The sequence below is a fragment of the Flavisolibacter nicotianae genome (assembly GCF_003628535.1).
Classification (GTDB): Bacteria; Bacteroidota; Bacteroidia; order Chitinophagales; family Chitinophagaceae; genus Flavisolibacter; species Flavisolibacter nicotianae.
Window position 1 is genome coordinate 29,229 of record NZ_RBCI01000018.1, and the last position, 26,310, is coordinate 55,538.

Below are 26,310 nucleotides of genomic sequence, written 5' to 3' on the forward strand. Positions count from 1 at the left end.
TACATTCGTTGCAGTTGGCAGGCATGACTCAAAAATAATCGTGTAATGATCGTAGGCGTAGAAGTTTAAGTTACCGGACCTTCCAAATGGGGTCTTATGCCGCCAAGCTTTACGCGGATACGGTTCAGCGCCGTGATGGGAAGGTTATACATATCAGCAGGGGTGGAAGATAAACGGTATGGGTAGAGTTGTTTGTCGCGTCATTTGCCACCTCTTTTTTCGAGGACCTATGATAGAATCGAGAAGGTAAACCTACGTTGACTGCAGGTCAAATCGCTCGAATTTGCCGGTGATGGAAGCCGCTGAAGTATTTTAAAGAAGGAAGTGGTAAAAAATCCTCACCGTCTGCAAGTTGCTGGGTACTTGGCTTTGCTTTCTACATCCTTTTGTCCTGGCAGGAATGGAACATTAGCAATTGCCAAGTTTTTCCCTATGCAACTTTTCACTCTTAGCTGAGTAGATGACCTATATCTTCGATTGTGTATAAACGATAGAATGTAGGGGCTCCTTTTTTGCTCTGTCTTCACCAAGGTCCTGACCTGCTCTTTGTCGTCGAATAAGAAAGCTGAAGCACTTGATCTTTTACGTTATACCGGGCACAACTATATCAGGACATTTCGTTTCTATTTGCGATGGTATCACGCAGCTCTAATTCCTTGAAGCCTTTCTGTGCGATCATTTGAACTACGAACAACTGTTGATAAAAACAGCAAAAAAAATTTGTATTGTAATGTTATAAAAATTTAATTTCAAACAATCTGTCAGAAGTAGATTAGTTGTACAATAATCTATTGGCACCGCAAACTCAATTAAACCTTGCTAAATGAGAAGAAGTCCTTCCCGGGTTTTTTCCGTAAAAACCTTTGCTCGTATTTGTTATGCCCTTTTCCTTTTCCTTCCTTTTTCTTTAATAGCACAAATTGGAACGCATACTGTTTCAGGCACTGTGCTAGACAGTAAGAATAGCCCTTTGCAGGGTGTAAGTGTGGTTGTAAAAGGAAGCTCAAAGGGTACAACCACCCTTAGCGATGGCCGTTTCATGTTGGAGAATGTGCCCGATAATGCAGTTCTGGAAGTTAGCTATACAGGCTACACCCCCCAGCAAATTTCTGTATCCGGGAGAACAAGCATTTCAGTCACCTTAGCTGAATCTGCCAATACCATGAGCGATGTGGTGGTAATCGGTTACGGTACGCGTCAACGGAAAGACGTAACCGGTGCCGTATCGCAGGTAAAAGCCACGCAGTTGGAAAATGAAAACCCAACCAGCGTGCAGGATGTCCTGAGAGGGAATGTACCCGGCTTGAGTGTCACGTCAAGTCCGAATGCAAAAGGAGGCGGAAATCTGCTGGTCAGAGGCCGGTCGTCTATTAATGCAGGAACCTCTCCGTTGATCGTGGTTGACGGTGTCATTTATCCCGGCGATCTTTCCGATATCAACCCGAACGACATCCTGACTGTTGACGTCTTAAAAGATGCGAGTTCGGCTGCCGTTTACGGTGCAAAGGCAGCTAGCGGTGTTATACTGATCACTACGAAAAAGGGGTCCGGTTCAAAGCCGACCATTACGTTTAACAGCAACTTTGGCCTGGCCACCCTGGCCATGAATGAGCCACTTTATGACGGCCCAGGCTTCATCAGATGGAGGACCGACGTCCTGAAAAGCATCAACATTAGCAACGCAAAGCCTTACCAGTTTGATGATCCCAGAACGCTTCCTTCAAATATTTCAATTGATCAATGGAAGGCGTACGACAACTCACAGGGTGATCCGATTGATATTTGGCTGACCCGGTTGAAATTATTGCCTGTAGAACGGGAAAATTATAAAATTGGTAAAACAACCAATTGGTATAACATGATGTTTCAAACGGGCATGCGAAACGATCATACGGTAAGTATTTCAGGCAAGAAAGATGAGGTCTCCTATTACCTGTCAATGAACTACACCAACAATGAAGGCTACATTGTCGGTGATAAATTTTCTACATTCAGAACCCGTGTGAATGTTGAAGCGAGAGCTGCAAAATTCATGACGGTCGGCCTTAACATGCAGTTTGCTGACCGCGACGAAAGCCAGGTGCCGGTTACCTGGGGACAAATGGTGAATGCCTCGCCTTATGGTGAAGTGTACAAGGCCGACGGGGTGACTTTGCGAGACAGCCCCAACGACGACGTTGGTAACAACCTGAACCCGTTTCTGGATAATACCTACACCAACCGCCTTCAGAAATACAATACCTTATTCGGAAGCCTTTACGCAAAAGGGAACCTGCCTTTTGGCTTTTCCTACCAGGTCAATTTCACACCCAACTTTGAATTCTACCGCTACTTCAACGGAATTTCCGCAAAAGATTTCAGGTATTCTGTCAGAAAAGGCGTTGCGACAAGAAGAGATCAAACAACCGTCAACTGGCAGATGGACAACCTGCTGATGTGGAACAAAACGTTCGGCGATCACAAGTTTGACGCGACCTTTCTTGTGAATGCAGAGAAATTCCAGTTGTGGAATAATCAAATGGACAACGAAGGTTTTGACCCTAACGACAAACTGAGTTATCACAACATTGGCGCCGGGATAAAGCCAGTCGTTAGCAGCAATGATGAAAGAAGCACCGGCGATGCCTTGATGGCTCGTTTGAATTATGCGTTTAGAGATAAATACCTGCTAACATCATCCATTCGCCGTGATGGCTACTCGGCCTTTGGTCTCCAGAATCCAAGGGCGACGTTTCCCTCAATTGCTCTGGGCTGGGTGTTCTCGAAAGAGAGCTTTGTGAATGCACGGTGGTTAAACTACGGTAAGCTGCGTGCCTCCTGGGGTATTAATGGCAACCGCGACATTGGCCGTTATTCTGCCCTGTCGAATCTAACGACTGGTAAGTACCAATACATCCTGCCCAGTGGCCAAATCCTGCTCATTTCACAATTATATGTAAGCCGCCTGCAAAACCCCGGCTTGAAATGGGAACGAACCGAATCGTATGACATTGGTTTGGATTATTCTCTTTTCAACAACAGAATAAACGGTTCTATTGATGTGTATCGCAAATCAACCAAAGACTTGTTGATCAACCGTGCCTTACCCGATGTTACCGGATTTGCCAACGTGCTTGACAACCTCGGTGAAGTACAAAACAGGGGCATTGAACTCAGTATCAACACAGTGAACCTGAAAAACCGGGATTTCTCCTGGCGATCAACCGCCAACTTCACCTTGAACCGTAACAAGATCGTGCATTTGTATGGACCAACGCCCGATTATGATGCCACCGGTAAACTGATCGGGCAGTCCGAGAAAGACGATGTTGCTAACCGCTGGTTTATCGGACATGAGATTGACGAAATCTGGGATCTGAAAGTCCTGGGTGTATGGCAACAAAACGAAGCCACGGAAGCGGCCAAATACGGTGTGAAGCCGGGAGATTTTAAAATTGAGGACGTCAACAAGGACGGAAAATTTTCGGATGCCGACCGCCAATTCCTGGGTTACCGAAGCCCGCGGTTTCAATGGACATTGCGAAACGATTTTACTTACAAGAACTTCGACTTCTCCTTCATGATCTACTCGCTTTGGGGGCAAAAGGAGGAATTTAACCAGGCTAAAAACAACGGTGGCTTTATTGACCGGCAAAATTCATACATCGTTCCCTACTGGACGCCTGAAAATCCGATCAATGACTATGCAAGGCTTTTTTCAAGCAATGGCAGCGCTGGTTTTAGCGTGTACCGGAAAACATCATTAATTAGATTAAGCACGTTGGCCCTTGCGTATACATTACCGGAGAAGTTAGTTTCGAGAGCTAAAATTCAAGGCTTGAAGTTTTATGTAAACGTCAATAATGTTGCTGTTTATCAACCCGACTGGATTTATTGGGATGCAGAATACCGGGTGAATCCGCCATCAGACCGTTCCATCATTCCACCGCCGCGGTATTACACATTTGGCATCAACCTGACCCTTTAATCACTTTAAACAGTAAAACCAAAATGAGAAATACAGTAAAATATATTCAGGTAGCTGGCTTTTGTGCAACGATCCTGGCGACTGTCGTCGGATGTAAAAAATCCTACCTGGCACCGGAGCCGCTTTCTTTTTACGAACCCTCTGCAACCTATGTAGATGCTGCCGCCATGCGCTCTGCTTTGGCATCGTGTAACCGGAACCTGCGGCAGGAATTTTACGGTGGCAACCCACCCATTCTAACTGAGATGCTGTTTTCAGAAATCGCCGTGGAAGGTACAACGGACAAGTCTGGCCCTGCTGTTGACCTGAACCTGCTGATCACTCCTGACCTCGTTCAGTTCAACGACGACGACCACAATAAGATCTATGTTTATTGGACGGAAGGTTACAATGCAATCAAATATGCCAACACCATCATCTCGCGGATTGACCAGGCGACGTTTTCTTCGCCGGCAGAACGCAATGCGATTCTTGGTGCCGCTTACTTTCACAGGGCACTTCGCTATTACAGGTTAGTTCACCAGTTTGGCGATGTTCCTGCCATCATGAAGGAGATCACTGCACCGAAACTGGACTTTTATTCTACGAAGCGGGAGGTGATCCTCCAAAAAATTAAGACTGACCTGGACTCGGCCCTGCTCTGGACGTCCGATAATGTCAACAAAGGGGAAGTAACCAAAGGCGCCGTGGCCCATTTGCTGACCAAGGTAAACCTTGCCCTTGGCAATTTTGATGCGGCCATTACGGCTGCCAACTCCGTGATCAACAGCAGTCCTTACAGTTTAATGAGAGCGCCGTTTGGTAATGCCGCCCCACCGGTTGAATTCATTGAAGGTTCGCCCACTCCCGTTGCGTTACCGCATAATGTGATTTGGGATTTGCACCGGCCCGAAAACAAATCGCTAGCCACGAACAAAGAGGGATTGTTTATGATCATAGACCGTTTTGGCGACGGTCAGTTTGGTACCGGCATGACCATCATGCGCCAAGCCGTTGCTTTTTGGGGAACAAACGTAAATGCGCCTAGCGGCAAAAAAGGCACCTACGATAACCTGACAGCAGAATTTGTTCAGTCGAACTATGTTGGAAGGGGAATTGGTCGGTCCCGCCCAAGCAACTATGCCCAATACGAAATTTGGGATGACCCGAACGATTTGCGCCATGCCAAGGGCAACTGGATGCGGATGGAAGACCTGCTCTACAACGACCCGGGTTTGAAATCAACGAACGATCCGAATTACCTGAAACATGTACGGCTTCGGAACTCGTCCGGCGGCCTGCTTTGCACCGACACCATCAGAAGCTATTTTGGTTGGCCGCAGTATAAATTGTTTGTCCCCGATTTTGAGAACTCTCCCATGCAGGGTGGGCACAGCGACTGGTACATGTTCAGGTTGGCAGAAACCTATCTTTTAAGAGCCGAAGCCTATTTCTGGAAAGGTGAACTGGGATTAGCAGCCGCTGATATCAACGAAGTAAGAACGCGTGCCGGCTGTGCGCCGATCACGGCGGCCGATGTAAACATGGGCACCATCCTTGACGAAAGAGCAAGGGAACTGTTCTTTGAAGAACCCCGCAAAACAGAGTTGACAAGGATTTCTTACCTCTTTGCCAAAACAGGCATCGCTGCTGAAAACGGCAAGACTTATACCCTGAATAGTTTCTCTGACAACAATTATTTCTACGACCGGATCATTGCCAAGAACAATTTCTATCGGCTAGGTATTGTCACCAACCATGCCGACAAGTACACCATTAGTCCTTACCATGTTTTATGGCCTATTCCCACCCGTTCAATCAATGGAAACACCAACGGGCGGATCAATCAAAACAAGGGCTATGTGGGCTACGAAAACAACGTTGCGCCCTTGGACAAAATTGTTGATTAAGAAATAGACGTAAGTGACCAGTCCAGGAAACAATGTTGTTTCACTCACAAGATCCACTGCCTTGCTTCGGCTAGGCACGTTGAATGATGGTAAAGTGAAATCCACCAATTATCATAACAAGCATGTAAAGAAATGCGGAAGATGAACCCGCATTTTCAATAGACCACAATCCCTAAACCATAATCATGAGCGAGATACAAAATGCAAATAGCCGAAGAGATTTTCTAAAAAATACCATCAAAGCAACCGCCGGCACCATTGCCCTTTCAAGTTTTCCAACCATTGTGCCGGCTTCCGTATTTGGTAAATATGCGCCGAGCAACCGAATAAACATTGGCCAGATCGGTATTGGCCGTATCGCCCGTACACACGACCTTCCTGAAACTTTCAAGTTCGATATTGCTAACATTATGGCCGTAGCAGATGTTGACAGAAACCGGCTGGAAAGCGGCAAGAAGATGATCGAAGGCTGGTATGCAAAGAAAACAGGCAAGCCGAACTACCAGGACGTGAAGATTTATGACGACTACAAAGAATTGCTGGCGAACAAAGACATAGACGCAGTGATCATCAGCACCCCTGACCATTGGCATGCGCAGCCGGCGATTGAAGCGGCACTTGCCGGAAAACACATTTATTGTCAAAAGCCCACCTCGCTGACAATCGAGGAAGGACGCACCATGAGCGATGCGGTGCGAAAGGCAGGCGTAGTTTTTCAACTGGGGAGCCAGCAACGCTCCATCACGCCATGGCCCCAATTTAAAAAAGCGTGTGAGCTGGTGCGAAATGGCCGTATTGGAAAACTCCACACGGTGCGGATCGGTCTTCCTTCGGATCCGGCGGGTGGAGAAACTACGGAGATGCCAATACCGCAAAACCTTAACTATGATATGTGGCTTGGCTCAACGCCCTACGTTTATTATACGCTTGATCGGGTGCATTCGCAAACCGATCCTAACTCGCGAGGCGGCTGGCTGCGTTGCGAACAGTTTGGCGCCGGCATGATCACGGGATGGGGCGTTCACCATATTGATATTGCGCATTGGGGAATGGACACCGAATACACAGGCCCGATCGAAGTGGAGGCCACCGCCGAATTCCCGAAGAAAGGATTGTGGAATGTGCACGGAGACTATGAAGCCACGATGAAATATGCGAACGGCGTCACCATGTATTTAAGCAGTAAAAATCCTAATGGTATTCGCTTTGAAGGCACTGATGGATGGATTTTTGTAACCAGGGGAAATGTTGGCGTAACGGCTTCGGATCCGACCAGCGGACCTGCACAAAAAGCATTTGACTCCAGCCATCCTGGTTTGTACACGTCGGAAATCGGCCCCAACGAAATTCATTTGTATGCCAGCCCCGAACAACATGGCAATTGGCTGGATAGTATTCAAACAAAAAAGCCCAATATCAGCCCGGCAGAGGTAGCGCACCGTTCGTGCAGCGCCTGCCTGCTGGTGCATGCCGCCATGAAAACACCGGGGCGGCTTTATTGGGATCCAAAGAAGGAAAAGTTCAAAGATAATGTCGAAGCCAATAAGCATTTGTCGCGGCCACAACGATTCCCTTACGGAACCAACTATATCAAAAAAGTGTAAGAAAGATGGAAAGCCTCTGCTCTGTCTATGAACAGCAAAAGCACAACGCAGTTTGAAGCAGTTTCGGTTGACTGGATGGCAAAGGCTTTTTCTACATCCAAAACTTCATAGCCAAAGAGGGTCTTGCTTCGTATTACGAAACTCGTTTTCTTAGGCTGCAAAAATCCTCCGGTTGAGCCGGAGGATACACAATTCGATGACCATGAGAATTTTTACCGTATTCATTGCCATTTCTTTTTTGATCGCTTTTACCGGATTTCAAAGGGCCGGCGCACAGACAGGCGTTAACTGGAAAAATGTCCGTGTGATGGTTTACACCAAAAACGGTAAGGGCTACGTTCATGACAACATTCCCAGCGCTGTTGCTTGTATTCAACTCCTGGGACAGCAGCATGGTTTTAAAGTTGACACGTCGGCAGATGCCTCGGTGATGACGGAAGAGAACCTGAAAAAATACACGCTGCTTATTTTTCCCAGTACGAACAATGATGTTTTCGACACCGATGAGCAGCGGCTGGCTTTTCGTCATTATATCGAAGCCGGCGGTGGCTTTGTGGGCATTCATTCCGTCACGGGTACAGAACGCAACTGGGATTGGTTCAAGAAGATGCTTGGCGCCACATTTGCGTGGCATGCAAAGTTTCAAAAATTTACGGTGAGGGTGATTGATCCTTCCCACCCTTCTATGCTGGGGCTGCCGAAAATTTGGGAGAAAGAAGACGAATGCTATTTCGGAAAGGAATTGTATCCCGGACCCACCGTTTTAGCGGTGCACGATATTTCCACCTTAAATACCAGTGACACCGCCCAAAAAAACTTGATCGTGAAACACGCCGGTACGTTCAGCACTTTATATCCTTCAATATGGTTTCAGGATTACGATGGAGGCCATACCTGGGTTACCGTTTATGGACATGACAAGAAAGACTATTCAGATCCGATTTATGTGAAACATTTGTTCCAGGGAATTCGATTTGTGGCGGGAAAGGTCAAAAAGCTTGATTTCTCAAAAGCGTATGCCACTTCGAGAGACACACCGGTGAAGTACTGATACGGTTTATGACGAGCCCCCTAATTTTGTATCGCAACGAAGGATGCCGCCACTATCCTTTCCGATAATAGCGGCAGCATCCTCGCCAATGATGATCTACGATTCCTTACGGTTTACCTTTAGTGAAGCGATCCCATGGCGCCTTTGAAATAACCCACTGATTCGGCAATGCCCGGCAACGGATCCTTCATGTCTTTCTCAAATTCGATACTGCAAACCCCTTTATAATTTATCTTGTTTAACGTCTTTGCCAGGGCTGCAAAATCAATCACTCCTCTTCCGATTTCAATGGCTTTCGCCTCTTTATAGGGTCCTGTTACGTCTTTAATGTGTAAATCAAAAAGACGGTCCTTATACGCTTTGATGCTTTTGTCCACATCGGCACCAGCCCGCACCGCGTGGCCGATATCCATGCAAAGGCCCATGCGTGGATCCCTGTCTTTGATGCGCTCATAAACGCTTTGCGGACTGGGATACAAGGCATCTTCGGGACCGTGGTTGTGAATGGCTAATTTGATGTTCATCGCCTTCACTTTTTCTTCCGCGTAATCCAGTAACTCATACGTGGGCACACCAACGATCATATTCACACCGACTTTTCTGGCGTAATCAAACGCTTCATCAACGGCCGGCTTTGTTTTCATATAGATCACACCAACCGTGTAAACGTTAATGTTGCCTTCTCTGCATTGGTTCAGCACCGACTTTATTTTGTCATCACTGCTGTTTAGGGGAAGATGTTTGTCCTTGAGAGACAGGTACCCGAGATTTAACCGCTTCATCATGGCAATGGCCTGGTCAAGCTCAAATTGAATAAATGTGTATCCGGCGATACCAACCGGTAAAGGTGCTTCGGCTTTTGGCAAAGCGGATTTGACCAACGCCGTGGAAGAACCAACAAAGGGAATGCTGGTCATAGCCGCTAAGCCGACACCGGCTTTTTGAATGAAATTCCGCCGGGACTCAATTGTTTTATTTTGCTTTATCATAAAGATTGTTCGCTTGTGTAATGGTTAATGTTGGTCTTGATGTGAAAGTCGCTTACGCAAAAGTTAACCTAAACCTTCGGCTCCCAGCCGGGCTGGTACTCACGTCCCCACAATGCCATAGCTTTCTGGTTTCCCACGATATGGCCATTCTTCTGATCAATGTGCAAGGTTTCGCCTATCCGCTGTGAAATGTTGCCCAACTGTACCCACAGGGTACTCTTCCTGCCGGTTTCCACGTCGGCATTTGGCGTCCCCCCTTCGCGAATGCATTTCAGGAAATTATCAATGTGCACAGCGTCCAGGCCTGCGCTTGGACTGGAGGGATCGCGGCCATCAATCTTTTCGCTGGATTTTACTTCTTTGACGATCTTGTTCTTTACATCCCGAATGACGTAGCTGTTGCCACCGGTGGCCATCGAACCGTTTTCACCATAAAAAATAACTCCCCGGTCCTCTCCTTCTACCAAAGCGCCATTACAACTGCGTCCTTCCCAGACCACCGAAGCACCGGGACATTCAAACGTAATGACCTGCGTATCGGGGGTTTGCCAGTCATCCTGGTAACGGTACCGTCCGCCAACAGAACTGACTTTCGTCGGGTAGTCAATACCAAGCCCCCAGCGGGCCACATCAATTTCGTGGGTGCCGTTATTGAGTGCTTCGCCAGTGCCCCAATGCCAGAACCAATGCCAGTTGTAATGCACCAGATTATCTTGATAAGGGCGTCTTGGCGCAGGACCTTGCCAGAGTTCAAAATCCAGGTTGGAAGGCACCGGCACTTTTTTTCCAACGCCGATGGGCCCACGATTGTTCGTGTACCAGGTCTTCGCCATATACACCTTGCCGATAGCACCGTTGTGCAGTTCCTGTATACCCTGTGTCAGAACGGGCCAGGACCGCCGCTGGCTTCCCATCTGAACGATGCGTTTGTATTTTCTTGCCGCTTCTACTGCCAGTTCACCCTCCCTTGGGTTGTGGCACAAAGGCTTTTCAACGTACACATGTTTTCCTGCAGCGCAACAGATGATCGTGGCCGGCGCATGCCAGTGATCAGGCGGCGCCAGGTACATCGCATCCAGGTTTTTATCACTCAGGATCGTACGGAAATCTTTTACCGCTTTGGGCTCCTTGTCCACCGCTTTCTTTACGGCATTGATGCCTTTCGCCAGTGCATTTTCTTCCACATCACAGATGTAAACAACATCGGTATTTTTCTGCCTGGCAAAGGTGGCGGCCATACCGGCACCGCGACCATTAGTTCCCATGATGCCAACAGTAATCCGTTCGTTGGCACCAATGATGCGGGCATAACTTTTTGCGTGAAATCCCAGTCCACCTAAGGCAACCAGGGTGCTGGTATTCTTAATGAAATCTCTTCTTGTTTTGTCCATTGGAAAAGGTATTTAAATGACGAAGCAATAAGGTTCTGGCTTTTAAGATCGGAAAAAAAACATTGCCATGGTGCTTCAAAAAATTAAGTGCTGATTCTATCCTTCGTAAAGCCGGAAGATTTTTCAAATACTTTCGACCTGGCTAAACATAATTTACTTAGAAGCTGTATCCTTTTACGTCTACGTTTCTGTTTTGTTCTTCCTAAATGTCGTTTTTGCCCAATGGACAATATCAATTTTAGCCTATTCTGCTCCGTTTTAGTGAATAAATTTTGGCGGCCGCTGTACTGCTTTCTGATTTCCGTTACGTCTGCGGGCTTGATGGCCCCGGCTTTGTTGTTCCAGGAAGAGCGGATAAAATTGAGCACCAGAGCAAATTTCCTCGTCCGTGAACGCCTTTTTGTTCCCAATTCCCGGCATTTCGCCATTGATCCCGGGAGCTTTGTACACTTTGCCATTCACTCTGACAGGCCCGCTCAATCCATACAGCACAATCGGGATGAGACGGTTTTTGTTGCCCGGCACTCGTTCCGAAATACGTTAGTGGTTTATTGTCAACAGAAACAACGCATAAAGCGATTCTGGCTTTCATGGTGTTGAGCACCTGCTACTATTTTTCATACGTTTTACCAGCATCTTGCTGATGATCGCATAACCTTTATCGAAAGGATGTAAGCCTTCGTGAGTCAACTCAAAAGCTTCCGAAAGATATTCGTCCTCACCAGGAAAAAAAGGAACGTTGACGTAATCAGGAACTAACCGGTAACAAGTTTGAACAGTGGATCACAATTTAGATTATCCCTCTATCGACGCCTGGTTGCGTTTCGGTGCCTCTTTATTAAGATTCGTACAGGTTAACGAGACGGATATTCAACTATTATTTTTATCTTTTTGGCTTTTTACATCGGAGTAGTGGTGCAGTGAAAAATCCAGATTGGTTTGCAACATTGAATTGGCCATCGTACAAATGTGGTGACGAAAACGAAGCCGGGCAGTACCACTGAAGCAAGTGACAGAAAGTGATTCGTTCAAGTGAGCCATAAACTTTTCGGTGTTCGAAACCCAATATCCATTGAGGCCTGTAGAAAAAATTTAAATCTTCATTCATCTTTTATGCGACAGTCTAACGTTAATCGACGACAGTTTTTGAAAAATACGGCCACCACTGCGGCCGGGATAAGCCTGCTGCCTGCATTTGCCGGAAACACAACCGCTGCCGGAAGGTTCCGGGAAACCATTACTGAGCAGGCTACACGACGCCAATGGGACGAGCCGCGGATAAAATTTTCAGTCATCGGCATTAATCATGGGCACATTTACTCGCAGGTGGAGGCGGTGATCAGAGGCGGCGGCCAATTGGTGTCGCTTTACGCAAAAGAGCCAGACCTGGTTGCCGCTTTTGCCAAGCGCTACCCGCAGGTTAAATTAGCCAGGAGTGAAAGCGAAATCCTTGAAGACAAGGCGATTCAACTGATTTTAAGCGCAGCCATACCCGTTGAACGGGCAGGCATTGGCATCCGGGCCATGCAGCACGGCAAAGATTATATGACCGACAAACCGGGCATCACCACACTGGAGCAACTGGCAGAAGTAAGACGCGTTCAAGGCCAAACCAACCGGATCTTTTCGATCATGTACAGCGAGCGATTTGAAAACAAGGCGACGGTGAAGGCGGGTGATTTAGTCAAGGCAGGCGCTATCGGGAAAGTGATTCAAACCGTTATTCTTGCTCCGCATCGAATGAGTTTGACGACCCGCCCACAATGGTTCTTTGACAAAAAATATTTTGGCGGCATTATCACGGATATCGGCTCGCACCAGTTCGACCAGTTTCTTTTTTTCACCAATTCGGACAAAGCAGATATCGTCGCGTCGCAGGTGGGAAACGTAGCCCATCCGCAGTACCCTGCTTTTGAAGATTTTGGCGACGTGATGCTGCGTGGTAACGGCGGCACAGGCTACATCCGCGTTGATTGGTTTACTCCCGATGGATTAAACACCTGGGGCGATGGAAGGCTCACGATCCTTGGCACAGAGGGATATATGGAGGTGCGCAAGAATACGGACCTTGCCGGAAAAGAAGGCGGCAATCATCTCTTTCTGGTCAACAACAAAGAGACAAAGTACATCAACTGCAGCAATGTTGAACTGCCTTACGGCAGGCAATTGGTGGACGACATTATCAATCGCACCGAAACAGCGATGACACAGAAACATTGCTTCCTGGCAACAGAACTTGCACTGAAAGCGCAAAAGGCGGCAGAGAAACTTAATTATCAAAAAGCGTAGGCGCTCTTAAAACTTCCGGTATGAACGGGCAGCAAAAAAGCATCAGCCGCATCGCATTTTTTTACGATTCAGCAAAACCATCAGTGGGACCTGCCCTCGCGTTAAACTTTCCCGGTATTGCCCCAGCTTCTGTTTTCGGAAAAAACGCACAGGGCAATTGGATCGACGCAGCTTCTATTGGTTGCAACAGCATCTCGATCACCCACTACATAGTTACCATAGCCCGTTACAGTGGTACACTAACCATCGTCGTTTACGACTCGGACAAAGCGGGAGCCGCTGCCGGTCCGCAAGCCTTTCAACGTACCGAATATTCATCAGTCTTCCGTTGCGTCCTTCACTCATCTATCAACAAGTTTATTGAACCATGAGAAATCTGATCATCACAACATTTTCAGTCATGCTGATTTCGTTCGGCACCCATCCTTCGTTTGCCCAAAAACGGGTGCGCCTGCTGACACTCGATCCCGGCCATTTTCACGCAGCCCTCGTGCAGAAAACAATGTACAGTGATGTTGACTCCACTGTGCATGTGTACGCACCTGCCGGCCCTGACCTGCAAGCGCACCTCGACCGTGTAAAAGCGTATAACTCCCGCAGCGAATCGCCTACGAAATGGAAAGAGGTTGTGTACACCGGCCCTGATTACCTCCAAAAAATGCTTACCGAAAGAAAGGGAAATGTCGTTGTGCTGAGCGGCAACAACGAAAAGAAAACCGAGTACATAGTAAAGTCATTGCAAGCCGGTTTTCACGTATTGGCCGACAAGCCAATGGCCATTGATGAGAAGGGGTTTGAACAACTGAAACAAGCCTTCGCCGTTGCCGAAAAAAAGAAACTCTTACTCTACGACATCATGACCGAACGTTTTGAAATCACGTCCATCCTAATGCGTGAACTGGCCATGATGCCGGAAATTTTTGGCACCTTGCAAACCGGCACCGCGGCCGACCCGGCTGTGGTGAAAGAAAGCATTCACTATTTCTACAAATACGTTTCCGGAAATGTGCTCACCCGGCCCAAATGGTTCTTCGACGTTTCGCAACAGGGCAACGGGATTGCTGACGTCATGACGCACATTGTGGACCTGGCGCAATGGGAATGTTTCCCTGAACAAGCGATTAATTATACCAAAGACATTCAGTTGCTTTCAGCCAGACGATGGACCACGCCTCTTTCGTTAACACAATTTAAAACGCTGACAAAATCGGACAGTTTTCCCGCCTATCTAAAAAATGCCGTGTCTGCAGACACGGTACTGAATGTTTTTTCCAACGGGGAAATTCGTTACCGGCTTCGCGGCGTGTTCGTAAAAACATCAGTGGTCTGGAACTACGCCGCACCCGAAGGTAGCGGCGACCGCTACACGGCCCTCATGCGGGGAACAAAGACAATGCTGCTGATTAAACAAGGTGCCGCTGAAGGCTACAAACCTGTCTTGTTTATCCAACCCTTCTCCACAACAAGGCGCACTGAAATTGAAGAAGACTTCAAAAAATTACAGACAAAATACCCAGGCGTTGAATTAACTAAAGTGGAAAATGGCTGGGAAGTCGTCATTCCCGATAAATACAAAGAAAACCATGAAGAACACTTTGCCCGTGTGACACAAAACTTTTTGGAATACCTGAAACACCGCAACCTGCCTTCCTGGGAAGTGCCTAACATGCTGGCAAAATATTACACCACCACCAAAGCACTGGCCCTTGCCATGAAAAAAAAGCTATGAACAAAACCAGTTCCCTCAAGCGTTTTTTTTTGACAATATCGGTGCCTGGTCTGCAACTAGCGGGGTCAGGTGGTGAGCGGGTGACGGAAGTCGAACCGGTTATTAGAAGATTTGACGATATTATCGAATCTAGTTAGTTAAAAAACAGCAAACTGTTACTAACCTGGCAAGAATTTTAGCAATTGAAATTGCGAACTATTTCTCTATTATGAATAAGCCACTTTAGCAGAATTGATAAGGCTAACCTAGGTTGTATCGTAGGCACAAGTCTATATTCTGTTCTCCAAAACATGACCAGAAAATCAATATTCTTTACTTACACCGGTACGTAACTGAATACCAGAATCGAATAGCTGGCGTTTTCTGCTTGCATTCACTCAAGTCATCCCGTTAAACATCACAGTGCCAAAGAAGCTGGCCTTGTACGAACATTCACAACACTAAAACGGTCCACTTCTATTTCCTTCCCGCGAAGCACGACCGTATCGACCCGTTCCCGGAAACCATTCATATCGTTTCAGGCGTTTTATTCGAACGCCTGAAACGAAGAAGTCGCGCTGGTACCGTTTGCATTCGTCCCGAATTTGGGCCGTCGTATTCAACACATCACTGTAATAAACGATCTCCCGTTTCAGATCGACACTTTGGGCGCTGACGATTTTTCCGAAATACAACCCGGCTTTGAATGCCCGCCGTACACCAAAATCCCGGAAGTATTCCTCGCTTTTCCTGGCATTTTATTGTGGGTCAAAGCCGACCTTTTCAAACCGTTGCCCGTTCAGTTGGTTCCCCGTTGCATACCAGAACAACCTTACCCGTAATTCCTCCCCTGCCAAGCAGTTCATGGGCCTTTCTTGCTTCGGTAAGCGGAAACCGTTGTGCAATAACTGGCTTGATTTTGTGTTCGTGAAGGAGGTTGAAAAGCGTGATCAGGTCCTGCCTGAATAGGTCCGGCTTCAGCCGCATAAGCGTTTGGATGCTGTAAGGGACCACCCGTTTACGGCCGGGCAGCATCCAACTCACCGCAATGTACCACCCGAAGATGGCAATTGCCCGAAAGCGGTGACGACGACCCTGCCCACCTCCCGTCGACCGTCCACCACGAAGTGAGCCGGTAAGCCCAAAGGCAACGACTTTTCCGCCGCGACGCAGCGCTTTGCGTGACTGCCAGATGTGCCGACCACCAATGCTTTCAAAGACAGCGTCCACGCCATCACCCGTCAGGCGATGAATTTCTTTTACAAAATCCTGGTGTTCAAAATCAATGGGCACGGCACCAAAGGCAGAAACGGCCGGCGCATCGTGTAAGGAACAGGTTCCGTACATTTCAAGCCCGGCAAGACGGCCAAGCTGCAGGAGTGCAGTGCCCACACCGCCTGCTGCGCCGTGGATCAGCACACGTTGACCGGCTTTTACTTTTGCAGATCGGTGCAGCATCTGGTAGGCCGTGATGTAGTTCAGCACGAGGCTGACCGCTTCGGCAGGATCCAGGCCGGGCGGTACGGGAACCAACCGATTTTGCGGAAGGCAAACGAACTCGGTGTAGGCTCCAAAGATCGGCAGCGCAGCCACCATCTGACCCTGCTCAAGGCCTTCAACACCTGCACCACGTTTATCAACCACACCCACCAGGTCCCATCCCGGCGTGAAGGGCAGCCGGGGTGTTTCGGGGTGGATGCCTTCCCGCATCATGACATCGGGCAGGGAGACGCCTGCGGCCAGCACTCTTACCCGCACTTCTCCCCTCTTTGGCTCAGAGCATTCTTCTTCTATAACCCGAAGTTCATCGGGGCCGCCGTAGTGAGCAACAACAATGTGTTTGTATTTCATGATTTATTCCTCCTTTTTGGGCAACGGAGGGTGCAGCTAAGGTCCCGGGGTGCGGTAGAAAATCTTTATGATCTCGGCGATCTATGAAGCTGCTGATGAAGGTAGTTTAAAAAGCAGCCAGCAGCAATGATTTGGGTCAGCATGCTGAGTAGCCCATAAAGGGTATCTTAAATTTAACTGCTCTTCCGTGTAACTTTGATGTCAGGGATTAAAAAATGTGACCACGAAATCAAACGGCGTTCTTATTTCACCAGGGCTAAAGACAGCAATGAAGAAAAGCTTCGACCGTTCCTTCTGAAAAAACAACTTTAACCCTGCCCTGCACCTCTTGACTGACAGAACGATTAATTTTCCGGAGCTAATTTCAAAGAGTATCACACAGAAGATACAGGTACTTTGGCCTGAAGCAGGCTTTGACAAAACGTTATAACAACTGATTGGCAAGGGGCACACTCTGCCGGTATCAGCAAACTGTTTTAGTATTTCAATTCATTCATTACGTATCATCCACCCTTTTGTGAAACCTGTTTTCATCACCGGGAAACTTTTCACAAATGACAAGCGAGCAGCAAAGAATCGACAAAGGAACCTGGAAAATTTGGGGACCATATGTCAGCGACCGGCAGTGGGGAACGGTGCGGGAGGATTACAGTGCAAACGGTGCTGCCTGGCAATACACAACACATGATATAGCCAGGAGCTACGCCTTCCGTTGGGGCGAAGAAGGCATCGCAGGTATTTGTAATGAAGAGCAGTTGCTTTGTTTTGCCCCCGCGCTCTGGAATAAGAAAGATCCCATTCTGAAAGAACGCTATTTTGGTCTAACGAATACAGAAGGCAATCATGGCGAGGATGTAAAGGAACTCTATTATTACCTGGACAATACGCCTACGCATTCGTACATGAAGATGCTGTATAAATACCCGCAGCAGGAATTTCCCTACACCATTCTGGTGGAAGAAAACAGGAGGCGAACCAAGCAAGAGCCCGAATTTGAAATCCTTGATACAGGCATCTTTAACGATGATAACTATTTTGATGTTTTTGTTGAATACGCAAAAGAGCGTGAGCAGGCGATTCTGATAAAAATAACCGTGTACAACCGGGGCAGGGAAGCGGCATCACTGCACGTATTGCCCACGCTGTGGTTTCGAAATACCTGGGCCTGGGGCTATGATGATTACAGGCCGCAGTTGCGTTCGGTTTCACCGGGAAATATTGCCGTTTATCACCAAGCACTGGGCCAATTTTACCTGCAGGGCGAAGGCATGCCCGAAGCCCTTTTCTGCAACAATGAAACAAACACCGAAAGGTTATATGGCGACAGAGGGAACACTAATTTTTATAAAGACGGCATCAACGACTTCCTTGTTTTCGGCAGCTCGACCATTAATCCGGCACAAACAGGTACAAAAGCCGCTTTCGATTATCACCTGACCATTCCTGCCGGTGAGCCGGTTGTTGTTCGTCTTTCCCTTTCGCAGGACATGAAATATGACTTTACAAATTTTGACGAAACCTTTCAGCAAAGAATAAAAGAAGCGGATGTTTTTTATGCGAACGTTTTCAGGGAGGAAAAAGACCCGGATGTCCGCAACATCAAACGGCAGGCATTGGCGGGCCTGTTGTGGAACAAACAATTTTACGACTACGATGTGCACCAGTGGCTCAGGGGCGATCCTGGACAACCGCCGCCGCCATCACAACGCCTGCGTGCAAGAAATGCCGAATGGGACCACCTGCACAGCAAAGAAATTCTTTCGGTGCCCGACAAATGGGAGTTTCCCTGGTTTGCTAGCTGGGACATGGCCTTTCACTGTTATGCGCTAGCGATGGTGGACACGGAATTTGCCAAAACGCAATTACTCAATTTGGTCAACGAATGGTACATGCACCCCAACGGCCAACTCCCGGCCTATGAATGGAGCTTCAGCGATTGCAATCCACCGATTCATGCGATGGCCACCTGGGAAATTTACAAAGCCGAAAAGCAGGCCAACGGGGGCAGAGGCGACGTGCTGTTTCTGGAAAAAATCTTCCACAAACTCATGCTCAATTTCAACTGGTGGGTAAACCGCAGGGATGCAAAAGGCGACAACATTTTTGAAGCTGGTTTTCTTGGGTTGGATAACATAGGCGTGATTGACCGCAATGCCGTGTTGCCCGGTGGCGGCTACCTGCAGCAATCCGATGCTACCGGTTGGATGGCCATGTATGCACTGAACCTGCTGCACATTGCCCATGAACTTTTTCGGTACAATCCTGCCTATGCGGAAATGACGTCGAAGTATTTTGAACACTTCCTGTACATCGCCGGAGCAATGAATGGTGTAGAAGGAAATTTATGGGATGACGAGGACAATTTTTATTACGACCAGTTGCTCCTCCCCGGTAACAAGTCTGTACCGTTAAAAGTCAGAAGCCTGGTGGGATTGATCCCGCTTTTTGTGGTCGAAACCGTTGCAGATAGTGAGATGAAACAAGACGAGTTGTTTGAACGGCGCCGGAAACTATTTGCAGAAAACCGGCCCGACCTGGCCAATCTTGTTTCGCACTGGGATATTGTTAACAAAAACGGTGTTCATCTCTTCAGCCTGATGCGGGGCTTTCGCATGAAAATGACCTTGAAACGCTTACTGGACGAAAACGAATTTTTGAGTGACTACGGCATTCGCTCCCTTTCCAAATTTCACCAGCAATATCCCTATCAATTCAATGAAGACGGACAAGCCTACACCGTCAGTTACACGCCGGGCGAAAGCGACACAAATATATTCGGCGGCAACAGCAACTGGCGGGGATCGGTGTGGATGCCAATGAACTGGCTAGTAAATGAAAGCCTGCGGCGCTATTATACCTATTACGGCGATGAGTTCAAAGTGGAATGTCCCACCGGGTCGGGCTGCTACATGACGTTAAACGAAGTAGCCGATGAGCTGAGCCGCCGGGTGATGAGTATTTTTTTGCGAAATAAAGAAGGCCTTCGCCCGGTATTTGGCCATGTTGAAAAAATGCAAAAGGATGGGCTCTTTAACGACTATCTCCTTTTTCACGAATACTTTCACGGCGACAGCGGCAAGGGTTTGGGCGCCTCGCATCAAACAGGGTGGACGGCCTTGATTGCATGTTTTTTTTACAATCTCACCAACTATGATTAGCAGGAATGCCAATTGCCTGAGTTGGAAAATAAAGCGACACCAATTTTGAGGTCGCTACTCTTTATATAGCCCGGCCGGGTGATGGGCACCGGGTCTTGAAAATCGTTTTGGTTCCAGCTCTGGAACAGCGCCATAAATACTGCAATCTTCAGATGCGGTGACCCTCCCGGATGGCTTTTCTTCCTGGTCGAATATTTTAGAACCTTCCTGGTTGCCCATTATTATTTTAACAGCCTATAATGTCGGTCAAAGGGTAATGCTTTCGTTACAACCTTGACTTTACCACTCCACCAGTGCTTTTGGTTCGGAATGTATTTCCGCAACTTACCGCTCGGCGTTGCCACGTAACCGGGAACCTGCTTCTCAAAATTGTTCTTTTTATCGGTAGAAGAATGAATATTACTCCAATAACCCACAAGAAAATTTCCGTGTGAATGAATGTCGGCGACCAGGCTGATCGGCTTACCTTCTATTTCCAGTTCAGAGAGGAATACACCCGCTTTTTCTCCCTTATTTGGCAGGGAATAAGCATAAAATTCATCGCCCTGGGCTGTTTTGTATCGGTAAATTGACGAGCCATACTCCAGCCCCTGCGCAATGGACTGTGGGTTATAGGTGTGACCCCAGTTGATTGCTGCCTCATCTGCGCTGTTAAAACCCAGCCGGCTGCCTTCCGATAAGGCGGCATAATAGGCTTCGTCGCCTCCACCTTTATTTCTGATCTTATTTCCGTTGGTAATCGAAATCCAATTGGCTATTCGTATATTATTTCCTTCACCGTATTCGCCGCGGAATCCGCCGTCTTCATCGTAGAACCTGTCATTCCCAAATGGATCGATATAGGTAACAGGATTATTTCCCACATAGGCATACGGCGATTTGTTGATTTGATCGGGTTTCTTCCAGGCCGGATCTACATTCTCCCAGACACTTGTTCTTGGATCATAATACCGGGTGCCATAATAATACAATCCCGTTTCGTCATCCAATTCCTTCCCATTGTACAAGTAAGGCGTTCTCCACTGGTTGCTATGTTCGTCAATAAAGGTTTCGCCAAAGGGGAAGTATTCCAGGTGCTGGTACACTTCGCCTGCCGCGTCGGTGATAAAGGCCGAATTCCCAATGTTGTCGGGATGATAATAAAACTGGAAGGTTTCCTGTTTTTTCGGATCGCTTACTCCCAGTTTGCTGACAATTCGCTGGCCTTCTATGTAAATATGCTTGGTAAAGCCTCCACTGCGTACCACCTCATATGGATTCACGTAAATGGTATAATTGCCCAATCCGCTGGTTTTCGCAACCTGTGTTCCATTGATGGCTACCGTTTGGCCGTTTCCATTGCTTTTTAATACTCTTATTCCTGAAGCATCATACGTATACCTGAATAAGTCACCATTATCAGAAACTGTTGTTATCCTGTTTTCTTCATCCCATTCGATTTGCCTGTTCTGGGCACTCACATCGTGCTGCATGCTTGATTGATTACCGTTTGCGTCGTAGGTGAATGCCTCGGCTCCAATATGGATGGGTGCATGCGGTGTATTGCCTGCATTATAATTGTAATCGTAACGATAAGACGTCTGGTTTTGCAAGACCCAACCCAGGTCAGCAGTGCCCTTTCTTTCATGAACCTGGTTCTTGCTGGTGATGCCGGAAACGCTGTTGTAGGTCATCACCTGTGTGAAACGGTTTACGTGGCTGCTTGTTGTAAAATTCCCGCTCGTGTTGGTCAACCTGTATAAATCATCATAGGTAAATTGATAAGCGGATTTTCCACCCATCAGGTTATTCGGCGGAACAGGGGCATTGTTTACAATATTCAGAAGATTATTTTCCTTGTCATACGAATAGGTATTGTTCATCATGAAACGCCCCCCGGCCGTCCTGGCTGTAATCTGAGCAAGGCGCCTGCGTTCAGGCTCAAACGCGTAGGTCATTTCCGTGCCATTACCATAGCGCATGTAAACCTTCTTCTCGAATTTGTCATAACCGAGTTGTGGCAGGTAGTTGTACGTGGTTCCACCTTTGACGCCGGACATATTCTGGAGCATGCCCCCGAGATTGTAATGGTAGGTCAGTGTTTCCCCATCAGGATAAATCATATCGGTCAACCGGTTCCAGGTATCATAGGTCCATTCCGTTGTGAAGGTTTGCGAAAGCGCATCCGGTACAGTGATCACCCGGACGTCTTTCACCATTGCGCCAAGCGGGTTGTAGAAGAACTCCTGTGTCCCGGAGGCATCCTGCTGTTTCTTGATCCTTCCTGCCCTGAAAAATGCCTCACCCGCGGCACCATAGGTGATGGTAACGTTGTTTTGCGGATTTTGGGGATAGGCGATTTTTACCAGCCGCTCCTGGTCGTAGGTATATTTAATTCCTGTTCCACCACTTTGTAAGTTGGCTGTTGTTTTATTAATCAAATTTCCCGCAAGGTCATAGGTATAATTTGTCGTCCCGGCATCGGGGTGCAAATCGCCGGTTTTTCTTCCAAACTGGTCGTACACCATCGTGATCGGGTTGCCCTGGTCATCAGTCACTTTTGTCAACTCGTTTACCGGGTTATAGCTGTAGCTTGTCCATACATCGCTGCCCTGCCGGTATTGCTGCTTCGTGGCTGTTAACAGCCCTCTCACATTAAAGAAGCGTTCGGTGCTGATTCCGTTGGCGTCAACAGACCTTGTTTTGAATTGGGTGACTCCGTTGCGATCGGTCCCGAAACCGTATTCCATCTTTTCCACTGCCTGATCGGGCAATGAGGTTGTCAGTAGCCTGTCCATTACATCGTACGTCATTTGTGCCGGCGCAATGTCGTCCGTGTTGGGGTTTTGCACCCCAGTGGTTCCTTTCGGTTCCGTAATCGGATAGTATTGCGTTACCGTTCTGCCAAATGCATCAAACGTGTTAGCGCCGGAGACCAGCATAACTTCCTGGTCAGCCATTTGCGGGCCGACGAACAGGGCAAAGTCTTTTTTGGTCGGTACGTCGCGTCCCAACCCGTCACTGAATGATGCGGTTTCGATAAAATTATCAGGATGCGCAGGGTCGAAATGTTTTGTCAGCGCCCACGGCACAACTGCTTCCGGATGGTATTCAAACGACATGGTAAACGGCTGGTTTGCTGCAATCTCCAACGGTCCCCTGATGGTCGAAATGCGGCCGGCGTTGTCGAGGGTATACTGGGTTTGCTGGCCGTTCAGGTCAGTGGCAGACAGTAGTTTGCCAAAGCGGACGTCGTAACTTGCGCCGGAAGCGTACCCATAAGAATCTGTCGTTTTCGTGATATAGGTCTGTACTTCCGTATCGTATTGGTAGGCATAATTGAGGCGCTGCCCGGCAGCATTTTGTGGCCGGGTAAAACTGGTGAGATTTCCCAATGCGTCATAAGACATGTTGAATTTAGCCACGTCCCCGGATTGCAGGAAAAGCTTCATTTCGGTAAGGTTCCCGGTGTTGTTGTCTATCGTCGATGCCCGCTGGCGGTAGACCTGCCCGCCTCCCGATATGGTAACGGAGCTGGGAATATTCATGATATACCTGCCGGGAACCGAATGGTAACTGATTGCAGTTGAAAGGTCATCCTCCGGTCCGGGATCACCAAAATCAATCGATCCTTTCAGATTGCCCAGCACATCATAAGTAAAGGTCGTGCTGGTGGTTTTCCCGGCAACAGCCTGTCCTTCGTAAAACAATTGCTCTGTTGCCACAAGTGCAGGAAAGGCTGCGCCATCATCACTTTGCCTGATGGTGTTCGGCAGCGTGGCACCGGTGTTTATGTCCTTTAATTCATACGAATATTTCTTTTCCGTGAATTTATTGCCCGCGGCATCTTCTAAAACTTCTGCCTTCACCAAGCCCTTTTCATAAAAATTGTCGTTGAGGTATTCCGCTTTCACTACCCGGTAAACGGCATCACCTTTTTCCGTATCGCGGTGCCTGGTGATTACGTGTCCAAAGCCATAAAATTCCCTTTCGTTGCGATCGTAGCGACCGTTTTGGTACTCAAACGTACTGTTCGTCCGGTCTGTGCCATCACCGGGAACGCCATCGAAAACATCTACACTGGATAGGGTCCAGACAGTATTGGGCAAATCGTAAGTATTGCCAACCCGTTTATAGTCCAGCGTAAAACTTCCGCCGAGTGGACGGCTCACTTTTTTAAGTTTGTTGGTTCGTTTCATTGTAGAGCGGGAAACGGTGAGCTTACTGTCTACATCCGACTGGAGAAAATCAGGAAAACCATCGCCATCGATATCGGCAAATTGAATCTTCGTTCGGTCAGCTCCCTGCCCAATGTTAATTGAAGGGTTGATACATAATTTCACCACAGGAAGTATGGGGAGGATTGAAATCCCGATTGTAAAAGCCACATCAATGGCTTCGCCAGTTGCAACGCCTTTATTGACCCCATCGGCACCTGTCCATGGAATCGGTGGTCCAAAGCCAGTTCCGGTATTGATGCGCACCATCAGCGGCGAAACGCCTGCGATGTAATCAAGAAGCCCATCACCATTCAAGTCCTGAAGGGTTCTTTTGGTTTCATTTTCCGTTCGTGAAAGCGATACGCCAGCAGCAATACTGTAATCTTCGATATTGATGCTGAGGCCACCGCCGTAACTGATAGCCGTTCCATCACTTAGCCCTGTATAGCCCCATTGTTCTTTCGGGAGAAATGAATAACCGAGGTTGAGTTCTACCTGTCCATCGGTATAAACCCTGTCCGGCAGGCCATCGCCGTTGATGTCCATAAAGGCAAAAGCCATATTGTCTGTATTCACATTAAACTGCACACTGATGCCAGGCGAAACGGCGGATTGAGACTCCGCCCTTTGCGCTTTTGCACCTTTGGGTGTGGATGAAGCATTCGGAGCGCTGGAGTTGGGAAGTTTGCCTCCAAGAGAAAACCCGGCTGAAAAATGACTCGACAGGGAAGGATCCCCAAAAGAATAGGGATTGGCAGTGGCTTCAAGGCCACCATTCGGAAGGGTGTATTGAATTTTACTGTTTGATAAGATATCCGGGTATCCGTCGCCGTTCATATCGGTATAATCATACACGAATTTGGTGGTCCCCGTGCTCAGGCTCCCGCCCAGATTCTGATCCGGGCCAATGCCAATACCAAAAGAAACATTATCCGTTTTTGAAACCCTTTTTATACCCACTGCACCTGATCCTGATCCGGGATCCGGATGAACGATCGGGTTTACCGGCAATAGATCATCCTTTCCCATTCGGGATGAACTGATGGTGTTCTTGTTTACATAGGTCATGTTGTCGAAACCGATCCATGTTTTTGATTCGTTGTTGGGCACCAGATAAATGAATTTGTCTTCTTTGGGTTGGTTTCCACCTGCAGCGGCGTACATCTGCTGCATTTCGTCGGCGCTTTTAGCGGTACTTAAATCAATGGGAGGTTTTGGCGTGGTAAATGTTGGATCCAGTACGAGGTCGCTTTCGATGATGGGTTGATTTGCACGGGTCCTGTTTCCGTTGTAGGCAAATTGCCCCCAATGGCGGTACATGGGCCCGAATAGAAACGATTCATCCATTGTATGCAAACCACCCTGTACGGTTTTCGGGTCGTTCTGTCCTGCATCTGTCTGGACATCGGCCGATACAAACGCACTGGCTAATTTGGTATTTGTCGTGTGGTACTCGAAAAAGACCTTGTCCCCGCTGTTGAACACAAGATTCAAAATTGGAGAGGCCCCTAAAACACCCGACGTAACAGGTATAACCTGTTTCGCCACTAACTGCTTTTCTTTTTTTACGGAAAAAACAATCTCCCCGTTTTCAACATTGGTAGTAAGGACCGGTTTTGCCTGGATGCTAAACGTTTTGCTGGCAGGTGCCATCCAGGGAAGGCTGGGCTGAAGGGTCCGGGTGAACGCCTGGAAATCTACGGTTGGAGAGAAATGAATTAAAGCCTTGCCGTTGTCGTCGATGACGCGGGGTATTCTCGGATCGGTTGAAGCGGTATAATAGACAAATGGATTCCATTGCAAGGCCGTCCAGTCAATGTTCGTTTTGGATGAAACCCGGAAGAACAGGTCATCTCCTTTCAGCACATTTTCGTCTATGGACACGGGACGTGTGACGACCTGGTCCCAGGAGTAAGTCTCCTGCAAAAGGGTGGTGAATACGGCACCTGACTTCTTCAATACCTGTACAGTGACATCGTCGGAGGTTACCGGTTTGATAAAATCGCCCTGGATATGAATGGTTCCCCCAATGCTTGCGCCTGTTGAAAAAACGGCAGACACTAAAAAGTCTTTATCGGACGTAAACTGGTAGAGCGGTAAGGCGTTGGCATCATTGAGGCCAGGCGATTGGTTGGTGTATGTGATCTGCGGAGTCCACAGCACCTGGTCATAAGCGCCGTTAAATTTCGACTGCACCCGAAAATAGAGCCTGTC

The 26,310-nt window shown here is 47.9% G+C and carries 12 protein-coding genes; 8 read left to right on the top strand and 4 right to left on the bottom strand.

Annotated elements, in window-relative coordinates; translation table 11 throughout:
* The first annotated feature begins 823 nt into the window (after nt 1-823).
* From D6024_RS25050 to D6024_RS25065, 4 genes are all read left to right on the top strand, one after another.
* Complete coding sequence (locus tag D6024_RS25050) at nt 824-3,967, top strand: SusC/RagA family TonB-linked outer membrane protein (protein ID WP_121357570.1); 3,144 nt, start codon at nt 824-826, stop codon at nt 3,965-3,967.
* 23 nt (nt 3,968-3,990) lie between these two features.
* Nucleotides 3,991-5,856, top strand: coding sequence for a RagB/SusD family nutrient uptake outer membrane protein (locus D6024_RS25055; RefSeq protein ID WP_121357571.1), 1,866 nt, complete (start codon nt 3,991-3,993; stop codon nt 5,854-5,856).
* 185 nt (nt 5,857-6,041) lie between these two features.
* Nucleotides 6,042-7,460 carry a Gfo/Idh/MocA family protein gene (locus D6024_RS25060; RefSeq protein WP_121357572.1) on the top strand — a complete coding sequence of 473 codons (1,419 nt, stop codon included), beginning with the start codon at nt 6,042-6,044 and terminating at the stop codon, nt 7,458-7,460.
* A 202-nt stretch (nt 7,461-7,662) separates the two neighbouring features.
* Nucleotides 7,663-8,511, top strand: coding sequence for a ThuA domain-containing protein (locus tag D6024_RS25065; RefSeq protein WP_240410158.1), 849 nt, complete (start codon nt 7,663-7,665; stop codon nt 8,509-8,511).
* 119 nt (nt 8,512-8,630) lie between these two features.
* On the opposite strand, the gene D6024_RS25070 is transcribed toward D6024_RS25065, so the two are convergent.
* Nucleotides 8,631-9,500: a sugar phosphate isomerase/epimerase family protein gene (locus D6024_RS25070; protein ID WP_121357574.1), complete on the bottom strand. Its 870-nt coding sequence runs from the start codon at nt 9,498-9,500 to the stop codon at nt 8,631-8,633.
* Nucleotides 9,501-9,568: 68 nt separating this feature from the next.
* Complete coding sequence (locus D6024_RS25075) at nt 9,569-10,891, bottom strand: Gfo/Idh/MocA family protein (RefSeq protein WP_121357575.1); 1,323 nt, start codon at nt 10,889-10,891, stop codon at nt 9,569-9,571.
* Between the two features lie 1,113 nt (nt 10,892-12,004).
* Between D6024_RS25075 and D6024_RS25085 the strand changes: the two genes are divergently transcribed.
* The 3 genes from D6024_RS25085 to D6024_RS25095 are packed head-to-tail and all read left to right on the top strand — an operon-like array spanning nt 12,005 to nt 14,909.
* Nucleotides 12,005-13,180, top strand: a complete 1,176-nt coding sequence (locus tag D6024_RS25085) for a Gfo/Idh/MocA family protein (protein WP_121357577.1) — start codon at nt 12,005-12,007, stop codon at nt 13,178-13,180.
* Between the two features lie 20 nt (nt 13,181-13,200).
* Nucleotides 13,201-13,551, top strand: coding sequence for a hypothetical protein (locus tag D6024_RS25090; RefSeq protein ID WP_121357578.1), 351 nt, complete (start codon nt 13,201-13,203; stop codon nt 13,549-13,551).
* On the top strand, nt 13,548-14,909 hold the full coding sequence (locus tag D6024_RS25095; RefSeq protein WP_121357579.1) for a putative oxidoreductase C-terminal domain-containing protein: 1,362 nt from the start codon (nt 13,548-13,550) through the stop codon (nt 14,907-14,909). Before D6024_RS25090 ends, D6024_RS25095 begins: the two co-directional genes overlap by 4 nt.
* Before the next feature lie 762 nt (nt 14,910-15,671).
* Here the strand turns inward: D6024_RS25095 and D6024_RS25100 are convergent.
* Nucleotides 15,672-16,739, bottom strand: coding sequence for a medium chain dehydrogenase/reductase family protein (locus D6024_RS25100; RefSeq protein ID WP_121357580.1), 1,068 nt, complete (start codon nt 16,737-16,739; stop codon nt 15,672-15,674).
* A gap of 554 nt (nt 16,740-17,293) precedes the next feature.
* Here D6024_RS25100 and D6024_RS25105 point away from each other — a divergent pair.
* Nucleotides 17,294-19,897 (top strand): MGH1-like glycoside hydrolase domain-containing protein, encoded by a 2,604-nt coding sequence (locus D6024_RS25105; RefSeq protein ID WP_121357581.1) that lies wholly within the window; start codon nt 17,294-17,296, stop codon nt 19,895-19,897.
* A gap of 221 nt (nt 19,898-20,118) precedes the next feature.
* On the opposite strand, the gene D6024_RS25110 is transcribed toward D6024_RS25105, so the two are convergent.
* Nucleotides 20,119-25,749, bottom strand: a complete 5,631-nt coding sequence (locus tag D6024_RS25110; protein ID WP_394338478.1) for a toxin TcdB middle/N-terminal domain-containing protein — start codon at nt 25,747-25,749, stop codon at nt 20,119-20,121.
* Nucleotides 25,750-26,310 lie beyond the last annotated feature (561 nt).